The sequence below is a fragment of the Nisaea sp. genome (genome assembly GCF_039990255.1).
In the GTDB taxonomy this organism is placed as follows: domain Bacteria; phylum Pseudomonadota; class Alphaproteobacteria; order Thalassobaculales; family Thalassobaculaceae; genus Nisaea.
Genome location: NZ_JBDXGG010000004.1, coordinates 408,457 through 422,051, shown reverse-complemented (window position 1 = coordinate 422,051; position 13,595 = coordinate 408,457). Strand labels below are relative to the sequence as shown.

The 13,595-nt window shown below is 60.7% G+C and carries 11 protein-coding genes; 8 read left to right on the top strand and 3 right to left on the bottom strand.

From position 1 onward, the window contains the following. Positions 1 to 72 precede the first annotated feature (72 nt). The 6 genes from mdh to lpdA all read left to right on the top strand — a co-directional run bounded on the left by mdh (position 73) and on the right by lpdA (position 9,276). On the top strand, positions 73 to 1,026 hold the full coding sequence (mdh, locus tag ABJ076_RS02710) for a malate dehydrogenase (protein WP_348186586.1): 954 nt from the start codon (positions 73 to 75) through the stop codon (positions 1,024 to 1,026). A gap of 179 nt (positions 1,027 to 1,205) precedes the next feature. Further along, positions 1,206 to 2,402 (top strand): ADP-forming succinate--CoA ligase subunit beta, encoded by a 1,197-nt coding sequence (gene sucC / locus ABJ076_RS02705; protein ID WP_348186587.1) that lies wholly within the window; start codon positions 1,206 to 1,208, stop codon positions 2,400 to 2,402. Next, positions 2,402 to 3,277 (top strand): succinate--CoA ligase subunit alpha, encoded by an 876-nt coding sequence (gene sucD, locus ABJ076_RS02700; RefSeq protein ID WP_348186589.1) that lies wholly within the window; start codon positions 2,402 to 2,404, stop codon positions 3,275 to 3,277. The genes sucC and sucD overlap by 1 nt, the downstream gene beginning before the upstream one ends. A gap of 228 nt (positions 3,278 to 3,505) precedes the next feature. Then, a complete protein-coding gene (locus tag ABJ076_RS02695) occupies positions 3,506 to 6,427 on the top strand; it encodes a 2-oxoglutarate dehydrogenase E1 component (RefSeq protein WP_348186591.1) in 2,922 nt (973 codons plus the stop codon). An 89-nt stretch (positions 6,428 to 6,516) separates the two neighbouring features. Beyond that, positions 6,517 to 7,800, top strand: a complete 1,284-nt coding sequence (odhB, locus tag ABJ076_RS02690) for a 2-oxoglutarate dehydrogenase complex dihydrolipoyllysine-residue succinyltransferase (RefSeq protein ID WP_348186593.1) — start codon at positions 6,517 to 6,519, stop codon at positions 7,798 to 7,800. Between the two features lie 69 nt (positions 7,801 to 7,869). Further along, on the top strand, positions 7,870 to 9,276 hold the full coding sequence (gene lpdA, locus ABJ076_RS02685) for a dihydrolipoyl dehydrogenase (RefSeq protein ID WP_348186595.1): 1,407 nt from the start codon (positions 7,870 to 7,872) through the stop codon (positions 9,274 to 9,276). A gap of 164 nt (positions 9,277 to 9,440) precedes the next feature. Here lpdA and ABJ076_RS02680 read toward each other — a convergent pair whose 3' ends face one another. Continuing rightward, positions 9,441 to 10,799, bottom strand: a complete 1,359-nt coding sequence (locus tag ABJ076_RS02680; protein ID WP_348186597.1) for an FAD-binding oxidoreductase — start codon at positions 10,797 to 10,799, stop codon at positions 9,441 to 9,443. A gap of 161 nt (positions 10,800 to 10,960) precedes the next feature. Here ABJ076_RS02680 and ABJ076_RS02675 point away from each other — a divergent pair, with 161 nt between their 5' ends. Beyond that, positions 10,961 to 11,464 carry a hypothetical protein gene (locus ABJ076_RS02675; RefSeq protein ID WP_348186599.1) on the top strand — a complete coding sequence of 168 codons (504 nt, stop codon included), beginning with the start codon at positions 10,961 to 10,963 and terminating at the stop codon, positions 11,462 to 11,464. 37 nt (positions 11,465 to 11,501) lie between these two features. Continuing rightward, a complete protein-coding gene (locus ABJ076_RS02670; protein WP_348186601.1) occupies positions 11,502 to 11,918 on the top strand; it encodes a RidA family protein in 417 nt (138 codons plus the stop codon). On the opposite strand, the gene ABJ076_RS02665 is transcribed toward ABJ076_RS02670, so the two are convergent. Beyond that, positions 11,915 to 12,862, bottom strand: coding sequence for a tyrosine recombinase XerC (locus tag ABJ076_RS02665; RefSeq protein WP_348186603.1), 948 nt, complete (start codon positions 12,860 to 12,862; stop codon positions 11,915 to 11,917). The genes ABJ076_RS02670 and ABJ076_RS02665 overlap by 4 nt on opposite strands. Then, positions 12,841 to 13,590 carry a DUF484 family protein gene (locus ABJ076_RS02660; RefSeq protein ID WP_348186605.1) on the bottom strand — a complete coding sequence of 250 codons (750 nt, stop codon included), beginning with the start codon at positions 13,588 to 13,590 and terminating at the stop codon, positions 12,841 to 12,843. Before ABJ076_RS02660 ends, ABJ076_RS02665 begins: the two co-directional genes overlap by 22 nt. Positions 13,591 to 13,595 lie beyond the last annotated feature (5 nt).

Sequence of the window (13,595 nt, the reverse complement as noted above, 5' to 3'; positions counted from 1 at the left end):
GCCGCCCAGGAGGAGGCCGAAGCCTTAGATGGCGCGGCGGATCTGTCCCGAATCAGAGGAGTGGGGAACAAGATGGCTCGCAACAAAATCGCGCTGGTCGGCGCTGGGAATATCGGCGGCACGCTCGCGCTGCTCGCCGGCCTGAAGGAACTCGGCGACGTGGTGCTCTTTGATATCGTTGAGGGCATCCCCCAGGGTAAGTCTCTGGATATAGCGGAAGCCTCTCCGGTTGAGGGCTTTGATGCCAAGATGCTCGGCGCAAACGATTACAGCGCTCTCGCAGGCTCCGATGTTGTTATCGTAACCGCAGGTATCCCGCGTAAGCCGGGCATGAGCCGCGACGATCTTATCGAAACCAATACCAAGGTCATGAAGGCGGTTGCCGACGGCATCAGCGCGAATTGCCCGAACGCTTTTGTGATCTGCATCACCAACCCGCTCGACGTCATGGTCGGTATTCTTCAGAAGCTCAGCGGCCTGCCTGCCAACAAGGTTGTCGGCATGGCCGGCGTGCTCGACAGCGCCCGTTTCCGCTACTTCCTGGCCGAAGAGTTCAATGTCTCTGTTGAAGACGTTACCGCGTTCGTGCTCGGTGGCCACGGCGATACCATGGTGCCGCTGACCCGTTACTCCACCGTTGCCGGTATTCCGGTTCCGGATCTGGTGAAGATGGGCTGGACCACTCAGGAAAAGGTCGACCAGATCGTTCAGCGCACCCGTGACGGCGGCGCCGAGATCGTCGGCCTGCTGAAGACCGGCTCGGCCTTCTATGCGCCGGCGTCCTCTGCCATCCAGATGGCGGACTCCTACCTTAAGGACAAAAAGCGCGTTCTGCCGTGCGCAGCGCAGTGCACCGGCGAATATGGCCTCGACGGTCTGTATGTCGGCGTGCCGTGCGTGATCGGCGCGAATGGCGTTGAGCGTATTGTCGAAATCGAGATGAATGCGGACGAGAAAGCCATGTTCGATCATTCGGTCGGCGCGGTGAAGAGCCTGAACGAAGTTGCGGCGAAATTCGGCCTCTAAGGTCGATATCGTGGTATACAGTATACCACGATATGTTATCGGGTGGTTCGGTGCTACAGTGTGACTGCGGCGCCGGGCCGCTTCCCGCGTTTGGGGATTAAGCTGGCCTGTTGGGTCAGTTGCAGCAACGGCTTCGGCGGTTCTCGCGCCAAAACCGGTGCAAGAGAAATGGGAGAGCCATGAACATTCACGAGTATCAGGCCAAGCAACTCTTGGCCAAATTCGGTGTTGCAGTGCCGCGGGGCGGCGTTGCCTACACCCCGGAGGAGGCCGAGAAGGTCGCCAACGAACTTGGCGGTCCGGTCTGGGTCGTGAAGTCTCAGATTCATGCTGGTGGCCGAGGTGCAGGACGCTTCAAGGGCAATGAAAACGGCGCTGGCGGTGTTCGCGTCGTCAAGTCTGTGGCAGACGTCAAGTCGAACGCTGCCGAGATGATTGGTGCCACGCTCGTCACAAAGCAGACCGGCCCGGATGGCAAGGAAGTCAGTCGGATCTATGTTGAGGAAGGCTGCGATATCAAGCGCGAGCTTTACCTCAGCTTGCTGGTCGACCGCGACACCAGCCGCGTCACCGTGATGGCCTCGACCGAGGGCGGCATGGAGATCGAGGAAGTCGCTGAGGCGACCCCGGAAAAGATCATCACCATCGCCATCGACCCGGTGACAGGCCTGCAGGGCTTCCATGCCCGCCGCATCGCCTTCGCGCTGGGCCTTGAAGGTGACCAGGTGAAGTCGGCGGTCAAGTTCCTGATGGCCATGTACAAGGCCTTCACCGATCTCGACGCTGCGATGGTTGAGATCAACCCGCTGGTCATCACCGGCTCCGGTGACGTGATCGCGCTTGATGCCAAGATGGGTTTCGACGACAACGCGCTGTTCCGGCACAAGGACGTTGCCGAGCTGCGTGATGAGACCGAGGAAGACGCCTCCGAACTCGAAGCAGCCAAGTACGAGCTGAACTACGTGAAGCTCGACGGCAGCATCGGTTGCATGGTGAATGGCGCGGGTCTCGCGATGGCCACCATGGATATCATCAAGCTCTACGGCTCTGAGCCCGCGAACTTCCTCGATGTCGGTGGGTCGGCAACGAAGGAGCGGGTCACCGCAGCCTTCAAGATCATCCTTTCCGATCCGAACGTCGAAGGCATTCTGGTCAACATCTTCGGGGGCATCATGCGCTGTGACGTGATCGCCGAAGGCGTCGTCGCGGCGGCCAAGGAAGTCAGCCTGCACGTGCCGCTGGTTGTGCGGCTGGAAGGTACAAACGTCGATCTTGGTAAGCAGATCCTCGCCGATTCCGGTCTGCCGATCACGTCCGCTGACAATCTCGCGGATGCAGCGGATAAAATTGTCACTGCGGTGAAGGAGGCAGCCTGATGGCCGTTCTGGTCGACGAGAATACGAAAGTCATCTGCCAGGGCTTCACCGGAAGCCAGGGCACGTTCCACTCTGAACAGGCGATCGCATACGGCACCAAGATGGTCGGCGGCGTTACTCCAGGTAAGGGCGGTCAAAGCCACCTTAACCTGCCGGTGTTCGACACGGTTGCCGAAGCCAAGGACCGGACCAGTTGCAATGCGTCGGTGATTTATGTTCCGCCGCCGTTTGCCGCCGATTCGATCCTGGAAGCCATCGATGCGGAAATTCCGCTGGTGATTTGCATCACCGAAGGCATCCCGGTCCTCGACATGGTCAAGGTCAAACGTGCCCTTAATGGCTCCAAGACCCGTCTGATCGGCCCGAACTGCCCCGGTGTGATCACGCCGGACGCTTGCAAGATCGGAATTATGCCGGGCCACATCCATCGCCGCGGCAAGGTCGGGATTGTCTCCCGATCTGGTACGCTGACCTATGAAGCGGTGGCCCAGACCACGGCGGCCGGTCTTGGCCAGTCGACCTGTATCGGTATCGGCGGAGACCCGGTGAATGGCACCAACTTCATCGATGCGTTGGACCTGTTCCTTGGCGATCCGGAGACCGAAGCGATCATCATGATCGGTGAAATCGGCGGCTCGGCAGAAGAGGACGCGGCCGAATTTCTCAAGCAAAACAAGGTGAAGAAGCCGATGTGTGGTTTCATTGCCGGTGTTACCGCGCCTCCGGGGCGTCGCATGGGCCATGCCGGTGCGATCATCTCTGGCGGCAAAGGCGATGCCAATTCCAAGATGGACGCCATGAAGTCCGCCGGCATTCTTGTTGCCGATAGCCCGGCTTCGCTGGGCACCACCATGGTCCAGGCGATCAAGGGTTGATTGACGTGTTCCGGACGGCATCAAACTGCTGCCGTCCGGACACACCCTTGCGATTTTTTGCCATCTGCCATGCAGAACGGCTTCAAGTTAGTAATTTCTTAGCTAGTATAAGAAGATGCTTGCCCGTGCGGCGCTTTGCCGCAAGGGTTACCTAGGCCCTGCGCGAGGGGCGCGCGGAGCCGAAACAGACAGGACCATCAGCCACTTCGCAAAGGGGCAGGTTCCAATATGGCGACGGCAGTGAGCGACCAATCCTTTCTTTCTGGTGCTAACGCACCTTTCATCGGTGAACTCTACGAACGATTTCTCCAGAACCCGGCCTTAGTTGATGAAAGTTGGCGCGATTATTTCGCTGACCTCCATGACGATGTTGGCCTCGTCCAGGGGGATGTGCATGGGCCAAGCTGGGCTGACCGAGGCAACCGAGTCATCGGTGGCACTGGCGAGGCGGCAGATGGGTCGGGTCCGGTTACGGACGATAAACCTGCTGCGTCCGCAGATCCGCTCTTAGGCAGCGATATCCGGCAGGCCAGTCTGGATTCACTCCGGGCGATCATGCTTATCCGGGCTTACCGGATCCGGGGGCACCTGAAAGCCAAGCTCGACCCGCTGGGTCTTGAGCCGCCGACGCCGCACCCCGAACTCGATCCCGCCCATTACGGTTTCACCGAAGAGGATTGGGACCGTCCGATCTTCATCAATCATGTGCTCGGGCTGGAAACGGCTACATTGCGGCAGATCATCGAGCTACTGGACCGTACCTATTGCGGCAGCATCGGTGTCGAGTTCATGCACATGCAGGACCCGGATCAGAAAGCCTGGATCCAGGAGCGGATCGAGCAGATCCGCAACAAGACCGAATTTACCGAACGCGGCAAACACACGATCCTCGAACGGTTGACTGCCGCGGAGACCTTCGAGCAGTTTCTCGGCCGGAAATATGTCGGCACCAAGCGTTTTGGTCTTGATGGCGGCGAAAGCCTGATCCCGGCGCTGGAACAGATCCTGAAACGGGGCAGCCAGATCGGCCTGGAAGAGGTCGTGATCGGTATGCCGCATCGCGGCCGCCTCAATGTGCTCAACAATTTCATGAGCAAGCCGTTCCGGGCCATCATTTCCGAGTTCCTCGGCAATCCGGCGAATCCGGAAGACGTGGGCGGCTCCGGCGATGTGAAATATCATATGGGCGTGTCCGCCGACCGTGAGTTCGACGGGGCAAACGTTCATTTGACGCTGAACGCCAACCCGTCCCACCTGGAAATCGTCAATCCTGTTGTGATCGGCCGTGTCCGCGCGAAACAGACCCAGCGCGACGATGCATCTGATCGCCGAAAAGTGCTCGGCATCCTGATGCATGGCGATGCGGCCTTTGCCGGCCAGGGCGTGGTTGCGGAAACTTTCGCTTTCTCCGACTTGCGTGGCTATCGTACCGGCGGCACGATCCATGTCATCGTGAACAACCAGATCGGTTTCACCACGGCGCCGGCTTTCTCGCGCTCCTCGCCCTATCCGACGGATGTAGCGAAGATGGTCGACGCGCCGATCTTCCACGTGAACGGGGACGATCCGGAAGCCGTCGTGCACGTCGCCCGGATCGCCATCGAGTTCCGCCAGGAATTCGGCGTGGACGTGGTGATTGATATGTTCTGCTATCGCCGCTTCGGCCACAACGAGGGGGATGAGCCGATGTTCACCCAGCCTCTCATGTATTCGAAGATCGCGACCCAGAAGACCACTCGCAAGCTCTATGCCGAGCAACTTGAGCGCGAAGGCGTGATTAAGGCCGGTGAGGCCGACAGTATGGTCAAGGAGCAAGACAACCATCTGAACAGCGAGTTTGAGGCCGGATTGAACTACAAGCCGAACAAGGCCGACTGGCTTGAGGGAAAATGGTCCGGCTTTACCAAGGCGCACGGCGAAGCCCGCCGGGGCGAGACGTCGGTCGACAAGGAAACGCTGCGCGAGGTCGGCATGAAGCTGACCGAAGCACCCAAAGACTTCGCCATGAACCGCAAGCTGAAGCGTGTGGTCGAACAGCGCCGCAAGGCGATCGAGAGCGGTGAAGGCATCGACTGGGCAAATGCGGAAAGCCTGGCTTTCGGGACGATGCTCGTGCAGGGCGATGGTGTGCGCCTCAGCGGTCAGGATTCCGGCCGCGGTACCTTCTCCCAGCGGCATTCGGTCTGGATCGATCAGAACACTGAAGAGCGGCACATTCCGCTCAACAGCCTCGGCACGGACCCGGTGCATTACGAAGTTATCGACAGCCCGTTGTCTGAAGCCTCCGTGCTCGGCTTCGAATACGGGTTCAGTCAGGCGGAGCCGAATATCCTCACACTCTGGGAAGCCCAGTTCGGCGACTTCGCCAATGGCGCTCAGGTCGTGGTCGATCAGTTCATCAGTTCCGGTGAGCACAAATGGCTGCGCATGTCCGGTCTCGTCATGCTGCTACCGCATGGTTACGAAGGTCAGGGTCCGGAGCATTCCTCCGCCCGTCTCGAGCGATATCTGCAGCTCTGCGGCGAGGACAATATGCAGGTTGTGTACTGCACCACGCCGGCGAACTATTTTCACGCGCTGCGCCGTCAGCAGAGCCGCGATTTCCGCAAGCCGCTGATCGTGATGTCCCCGAAATCGCTGCTGCGCCACAAGCTCTGCGTCTCGACGCTGGACGACATGGCGGATGGTACCAGTTTCCATCGGGTCATGTATGACAACGAGGTGCTGTGCGAGGACAAGGACGTGAAGCGGGTCGTGATCTGCTCCGGCAAGGTTTATTACGACCTGTACGAAGAGCGGGCCCGCCGCGGTCAGACCGATGTCTTCTTCCTGCGCCTGGAACAACTCTATCCGTTCCCGCGCAAGGCCTTGATGGAAGAGCTGTCACGCTTCCCGCAGGCTGAAGTGGTCTGGTGCCAGGAAGAGCCCTGGAATATGGGCGCCTGGTCCTTTGTTGATCGCCGGATCGAAAGTGTGCTGGTTGAGCTCGAGGGAGCCTGCAAGCGCCCGCTTTATGCAGGTCGGGCCGAAGCGGCATCGCCGGCGACAGGTAACCATGGACGCCATGTGCGTGAGCAGGAAGCCCTGGTGCAGGAAGCTCTCGCTGTTGGTGAAGAAATGAGCAAAGGCAGCCGGCACGCGGCCGAATAACTCTGACACATATCAGCCGCCGGCCCATCCCCGGCGGCATTTGACACCACGCGCCGGTCATGGCGCAAAAAGAGAGAATGGACGGAAAAATGGCGACGGAAATCAAGGTCCCGGTTCTTGGGGAATCGGTGTCCGAGGCAACTGTGGCGCGCTGGATGAAGAGCGTCGGTGATGCTGTCGGTCTTGACGAGCCACTGGTTGAGCTGGAAACAGACAAGGTGACCCTGGAGGTCAACGCACCGGCTGCCGGAACCCTGCAGGAAATCGTCGCTGACGTGGATGCGACCGTCGGTGTCGATGCGCTGCTTGGTGTGATCGCCGAAGGCGCCGCGCCGGCGAAGAAGGCGGAACCGGCAGCCAAGCCTGCCGAGGCGAAGGCCGAAGCCGCTCCGGCGCCCGCCGCGAAGGAAGCACCGAAGCCCGCTTCGGCTCCTGCCGCCGCACCGGTTGCTGCCGTCACCCATGAGGTCAAAACCCTGTCCCCTGCCGTGCGAAAGCTGGTTGAGGACAACAATCTCGACCCTGCCAAGATCAAGCCGACCGGTAAGGACGGCCGTCTGGTTAAGGGTGACGTGCTGGCCGCGATCGAAGCCGGTACTGCCAAGGCATCCGCGTCGGCTCCTGCAGGGGCTGTACCGGCAGCCGCCGGGCCGCTGCCGCCGCGTGCGGAAGATCCGCGCGAAGAGCGGGTGAAGATGACGCGCCTGCGCCAATCCATCGCCCGCCGACTGAAGGATGCCCAGAACACCGCCGCCATGCTGACCACCTTCAACGAGGTGGATATGGGCGCGGTCATGGGCCTGCGTTCTGAATACAAGGATGGCTTCGAGAAGAAGCACGGCGTGAAGCTCGGCTTCATGTCCTTCTTCGTGAAGGCTTGCGTCGCCGCTCTGAAGGAACTCCCGGCGGTTAATGCCGAGATCTACGGCGATGAGCTGATCTACAAGAATTACTACGATATCGGTGTTGCGGTCGGCACGCCGCAAGGTCTGGTCGTGCCGGTTCTGCGCGATGCGGACACTCTTAGTTTCGCGGGTGTAGAGCAGGGTATTGGCGATCTCGGCCGCAAGGCGCGGGACGGCAAGCTCACCATGAAGGACATGACTGGTGGCACCTTCACCATCACAAATGGCGGCGTTTACGGCTCGCTGATGTCGACCCCGATCCTGAATCCTCCGCAGTCCGGCATTCTGGGCATGCACAAGATCCAGGAACGGCCGATGGTCGTGAACGGCAAGGTCGAGATCCGGCCGATGATGTATCTGGCGATGAGCTACGATCACCGCATCATCGACGGCCGGGAAGCGGTTACCTTCCTGGTCCGGGTCAAGGATGCGCTGGAAGATCCGCGCCGTCTGCTGATCGACATGTAATTTCATCGCGCGCGGGCCAGTCCCGCGCGCGGCCTTTCAAGAACGAGCTGGACAAGAGAGCAATTTATCATGGCTGACAGCTACGATCTCGTCGTCATCGGTGCGGGTCCGGGCGGTTATGTGGCCGCCATCCGCGCTGCGCAACTGGGCATGAAAGTGGCGTGCGTTGAAAAGCGCGCGACCCTCGGAGGCACCTGCCTCAATGTCGGCTGCATACCCTCCAAGGCACTGCTTTCCTCGTCGGAGAAATTCGCCGAAGCGCAGGATCATCTGAAAGATATCGGCGTTGAGGTCGGCTCCGTGAAGCTGAACCTGAAGCAGATGATGGCTAACAAAGCCAGCGTCGTCGAGCAGCTGACCGGTGGCGTCGCTTTTCTCTTCAAGAAGAACAAGATCGACTGGAAGACCGGCACCGCGTTGGTGAAATCCGCGACCGAGGTCGAGGTTACGGGCGAGAAGGGCAAGAAGGAAGTTCTCAAGACCGAGCGTGTCCTGATCGCCACCGGCTCCGAGCCGACCCCGCTGCCGGGCCTTGAGATTGACGAAAAGAAGATCGTCACCTCCACCGGCGCGCTCGACATCGCCAAGGTTCCGGATCACCTCGTGGTTATCGGCGGTGGTGTGATCGGGCTGGAGATGGCCTCTGTCTGGGCCCGTCTCGGTTCTAAGGTGACGGTGGTCGAATTCCTCGACCGGATCGTCCCCGGCATGGATAGCGAGATCGCCAAGAAGTTCCAGCGCGTGCTGCAGAAGCAAGGCATCACCTTCAAGATGGGCACCAAGGTGACCGCGGCGAAAAAGACCAAGTCCGGTGTCACCCTGACGGCAGAACCGGCCAAAGGCGGCGATTCGGAGGCCATTGATGCCGACGTGGTGCTGGTCGCAATCGGCCGCCGTCCCTTCACCGAAGGGCTCGGCCTCGACAAGGCCGGCGTGGAGATGGACAAGCGCGGCTTCATCCCGGTCGATGCCGACTTCGAAACCAATGTGCCGGGTATTTTCGCCATCGGCGACGTGATCCTGGGCCCGATGCTGGCCCACAAGGCCGAGGAAGACGGCGTCGCCGCGGTCGAGACGATGGCGGGTCAGTCCGGCCATGTGGATTACAATCTGGTTCCCGGAATCGTCTACACTTGGCCGGAAGTTGCCAGTATCGGCAAGACCGAAGAGCAGCTGAAGGAAGCGAGCGTCGAGTATAAATCCGGCTCCTTCCCGTTCAGCGCAAACGCGCGGGCAAAGTCTACCGGCTTCACCGAAGGCTTTGTGAAGATCCTGGCGGACAAGAAGACCGACGCGGTTCTCGGTGCCCATATCATGGGCCCGGGTGCCGGCGATCTGATCCATGAGGTCGCGGCCGTCATGGCGTTCGGCGGCTCGTCCGAGGATATCGGCCGGATCTGCCACGGCCACCCGACCTTGTCCGAAGCGGTCAAGGAAGCGGGCCTCGCAGCCAGCACCGGCGCGATTCACATCTGATCGATTTCATCGATATCGAATAGAAAACCGCGGCTTTCGAGCCGCGGTTTTTGTTTCTGTTGTCCGAACCGTCACCCCGGCGCAGGCCGGGGTCCAGGGATCATAGAACTCTGTCCGCCTTCTCCTGGGTCCCGACCGCCGTGGGGATGACGATGTGTGGGAAGTTACTCCCTTAAATCCTTCGCATCCTCGCGCCGCCCCAAGGGCAGCCACAAAGAAAACGCGAGCGGGGCCAGCTTCGGAAACATTACCGGGTCAGGATCGGTGATCGGCAGTGGCAGGTCCGCGTTGGCGCCACCCGAGAGCCAGTAGGCCAGCTTGCGGCCAAGTGCGGTGGTCATGGCAATGCCGCGCCCGTTGCAGGCGATGGCGGACCATGCGCCGTCGCCGAGCTGCATCAGCCGGGGCATGTAATCCCGTGCGGCGGCGAGGCGCCCCTGCCAGGCGAATTCAGCTTCCAGCTTTGGCAATTGCGGCAACAAATCCTGCAACCGGCCGAGATGGTGTGTACGGCCACGCTCCAATGAGCCGAGCGGGTTCGCCAACAGACCGCCGGTGACGATCCGGTTGTCGTTGGTCCAGCGATAGGCGATCAGGTCCTTGCGGGTGTCGGCCGAGCAGCGGTCGTTCGGCAGCACGCTCTTGCGTAGCTCGGGATCGAGTTGCTGGGTCGCCACCTGGAACAGGGTGATCGGGAACTGGGTGCCTTCCGCTTTTGTCGCGAGCTCGCCACCGGTGCTGTTGGTGGTTAAGAGAACGCGATCGGCGATCAGCGTGCCGTGATCAGTCTTCAAGTGCCATTCGCTGCCTTGTTTGGCGATTCCGTTGGCGCGGCTGTCGATATGCAATGTGACACCGGCTTTTACCGCGGCATGGGCAAGCCCGCGCACGAAGGCGAGCGGGTTGATATGACCGCCAGTCGGGTCCAGGAAAGCGCCGTGATAGGCTTCCGAGCCGGTCTCGGCCACGGCTTCGTCGCGGGACAGCAGCTTCACCGGCCGGCCAAGCGCCTGCCATTGCTTCACCCGGTCTTCCAGCCAGTCCAGCTTCTTCGCGATGTGGATCGGCTGCATCCAGCCCGTCTGCTTGCCCCAGCAGTCGATGCCGTGGCGCTTTATCAAGTCGAACACCAGATCGCCGCCTTCGCCCAGCATGCGAACCAGCAGATCGCCTTTCTCCGGCCCGAATTTCTCTTTTGCATAACGTGGGTCGAGACCGGTGAGGAGGTTGGGTACGACGAAACCTGTATTTCGCCCGGAAGCACCGAACCCGGCCTCGTCCGCTTCAAGCAGCGTGACCTTGTGCCCGGCCTCGGCCAGATGCAGGGCGGTCGAGAGACCGAGAAAACCGCCGCCGACCACCGCGATGTCTGTCCGTGCCTCGCCCTCAAGGCGGGTGCAGACGGGGCCGGCAGGTGCGACGGAATGCCAGAAGGAACTCTGGAAACTGAGGGAGGGATGCGGCGCACTGGCGAGATTTTCCCAGATGGTCGGCGCGTAGCCTTTATGCGCTATCTCGGGCATCGGCAGGTCCCTGTTCCGGCGGTATAATGAGAGTGGCGTCTTGTGCTGATGGCAGTGAGTGGTCGCCGGGTGATGTGATAAAGAGCATGGCCGAGCGGGCGAGGCCGCGCAAGCTCACTCGGCCAAACATTTGGTCGAAATGAATGAGGAGTATCTGGCAGATGCGGGTTGTCTTGATGGCCCTTGGTTTTGTGTTTCTATGGTGCGGCATCGGTCAAGCTCAGGACGTCACGGAGGGGGAGCTCAATGCCGAGATGCGGTATCAGGGCAGCCAGTACGTTTTTCATAACGACTGGCAGGTCGAAAGTGGAGATGTCACTTGCGACGGTTATCAGGACAAGGTTGCCGGCTATGTGAGCCACGATAATCCGGAAGGCTCTACCTTCCTTATGGTCGTGGTGACACACGAGAAGGGTGCTCTGGTCTCGGAAGGGGTGGTGACCTTCTTCGACAGCGCAAACCAAATGGGCTTATGCGGTAATGGCGAGCCGCCGCCTAAGATCTCTCTGGAGCGATTGACACAGGAGGAAACCCGGGAAATGACCGGCATCGACGACGCCTGTCCAGTCGCGATCATTCTTGAGGATGGCATGTGCGACCTGCACTACTATTTCTGGGTGCCGGACTGGGAAGAGGATCGAAAGCTGATCTTTTTCCGAAACTGAAGCCCGAATTTATAGTTTCGTCGGCGGAGAGCCATAAATGGCAAACGGTTTTGAAGTTCCCGAGGTCTGGAAAGCGCGGGGACGCGGCTTTCAGATGGGCGTGACCCAGCATGAGGGCGTTATCGTCCGCCTGACCGGCCAAGTCGCATGGGACGCGGATGAGAACATCGTCGGGCTTGGAGACGTCACCCTGCAGACCCGGCAGATATTCGATAATATCGGGCGGCTGCTTGCCCATGTCGGTGGTGTTCCCGGCGATATTGTCGAAACCACGACCTATTTCACCAACCGCTCCCAGCTTCCGGAAATCCAGAAAGTCCGGGCGGCTTTCTTTCCGGAAGGACGGGAGCCGGTGTCGACCTCCGTCATGGTCGCTGGCCTTGGGCACGAGGACTTTCTGGTCGAGATCACACCGGTCGCAGTGATTCCGGCAGATCGCTTCAGAACGCCCTAATTGTCTCGCGGATGTGCCCGGCGATGCACATCCATCAGCCGCTCCGCATCCACGCTGGTATAGCGTTGGGTGGTAGACAGTGAGGCATGGCCGAGCAGTTCCTGGATCGCCCGTAGATCGCCGCCACCGGCCAGCAGGTGGGTGGCAAAGGAATGCCTCAAGGCGTGGGGCGTTGCGGTTTCTGGCAGATTCAGCCAGCCCCGCGCCAAGCGCATGGCGCGCTGGGCAACACCGGCCTGCAGCCGTTTGCCCCGGGCGCCGAGAAACAGCGGAGCATCTGGCCCGCCCCGATACGGGCAGCGGGCGACGTAATCGTCGATGGCGGCGCGGACGGCGGGCAGTATCGGCACGATGCGCTGCTTGTTGCCCTTGCCGGTGATGGTGAGTGTGTCGCCCACCGGAAAATCATCGCGATTGAGCGCCAGTGCCTCGCCGATCCGTAACCCGCCGCCGTAAAGCAGGGAGACGAGGGCAACGTCACGGGCTGCGATCCATGGCTCTGACGCCAGATCACCCATGGCATCGAGGGTTTCAGCCGCTTCGGTAACCGTCAGCGCCTTCGGTACCGAGACAGGAATGCGCGGTCCCCGGATCGCGAAGATGGCCGCGTTTGCAAGCACGCCGCGCCGTTCGAGAAATCTAAAGAACCCGCGTATGACGGAGAGCGCCCGTGCTGTGGAGGTTTTCGCATAGCCCTCCGAGACGCGCCGGGCCAAATACCCCCGGAAGTCCGCGGGTTTCAAGGCGGCGAGATCGGAGAAGCCGGGAGTTGCACCCAGATGATTCTGCAGAAAATCGAGAAACTGATCGAGATCCCGCTCATAGGCGGACAGGGTGTGGCTTGAGGCGCGCTTTTCACTCGCCAGCCATTGTCTCCAGGCATTGATTGCGCTGGTCAGGTCTGTGATGGTCTCGGCTTTTGTCAGCCCGGAAGGTTCAGCCATTGCCGGATGGTCAGCTCCGTGGTGCGGGCAAGGAAGCTCAAAAGCTCGGTGGCCTGCCCGTGATGATAGGCCTCGCCGTCCCGCGTTCCGAAAGCCATAAGGCCCATCGGTGAGTGCGGGCTGACTTGGATACGGGCCAGAGCCATGGAGGAGACCAGACCGGCAGCCGAGCCGAAAATCTCTTCATCGCCCTCGACATTGGCGGCCAGCATCACGTCCTTGCCGACGCCGATCTTGCGATCGATGGTCCCGGCCGGGATGGAGCGCACGCCCGAAGCATAGGCCTTCGGAATCGGCACATCGCCAGCCTCGATGCAGAGTGTCACCACGTCGATGCCGAGCATGACCGGCAGGTCTATCGTCACTGACTGGATCAGGTTATCGAAAGAATTCGCTGCCACGATGCGCAAGATTGCCGCGTGGATGCGGTTCTGGGTCGACTGGTTGCCGCGCGCTGTAGCGACCAGACCGGCATGGGAATCCTTGAGCTTCTGATTCTCCGAGCGCAGCCGCTCCAGCATGAAATGCTGCATATCGACCACCGCTTCGCCACTGGTCCGGCTTGGCGGGGTCAGGATGTCGATCAGTTCGGGGTGCTCGATCAGGAAGCTCGGATGAGCGGCAAGGTATTCTGTGACCTGCCCGGCCGTCAGCGTTGGGGCAGGCTGATTTGCCGCCTGCTTGACGCTCTTCTTGCCCGGTTCCGCCGCGGAGCCCTTGCCTGTCATCGTTT

Coding starts and splice junctions, on each gene's coding strand:
- ABJ076_RS02680 (WP_348186597.1), bottom strand. CDS start 10,799: ATGCCCGAGATAGCGCATAAAGGCTACGCGCCGACCATCTGGGAAAAT.
- ABJ076_RS02695 (WP_348186591.1), top strand. CDS start 3,506: ATGGCGACGGCAGTGAGCGACCAATCCTTTCTTTCTGGTGCTAACGCA.
- sucC (WP_348186587.1), top strand. CDS start 1,206: ATGAACATTCACGAGTATCAGGCCAAGCAACTCTTGGCCAAATTCGGT.
- lpdA (WP_348186595.1), top strand. CDS start 7,870: ATGGCTGACAGCTACGATCTCGTCGTCATCGGTGCGGGTCCGGGCGGT.
- ABJ076_RS02675 (WP_348186599.1), top strand. CDS start 10,961: ATGCGGGTTGTCTTGATGGCCCTTGGTTTTGTGTTTCTATGGTGCGGC.
- sucD (WP_348186589.1), top strand. CDS start 2,402: ATGGCCGTTCTGGTCGACGAGAATACGAAAGTCATCTGCCAGGGCTTC.
- ABJ076_RS02660 (WP_348186605.1), bottom strand. CDS start 13,590: ATGACAGGCAAGGGCTCCGCGGCGGAACCGGGCAAGAAGAGCGTCAAG.
- ABJ076_RS02670 (WP_348186601.1), top strand. CDS start 11,502: ATGGCAAACGGTTTTGAAGTTCCCGAGGTCTGGAAAGCGCGGGGACGC.
- ABJ076_RS02665 (WP_348186603.1), bottom strand. CDS start 12,862: ATGGCTGAACCTTCCGGGCTGACAAAAGCCGAGACCATCACAGACCTG.
- mdh (WP_348186586.1), top strand. CDS start 73: ATGGCTCGCAACAAAATCGCGCTGGTCGGCGCTGGGAATATCGGCGGC.
- odhB (WP_348186593.1), top strand. CDS start 6,517: ATGGCGACGGAAATCAAGGTCCCGGTTCTTGGGGAATCGGTGTCCGAG.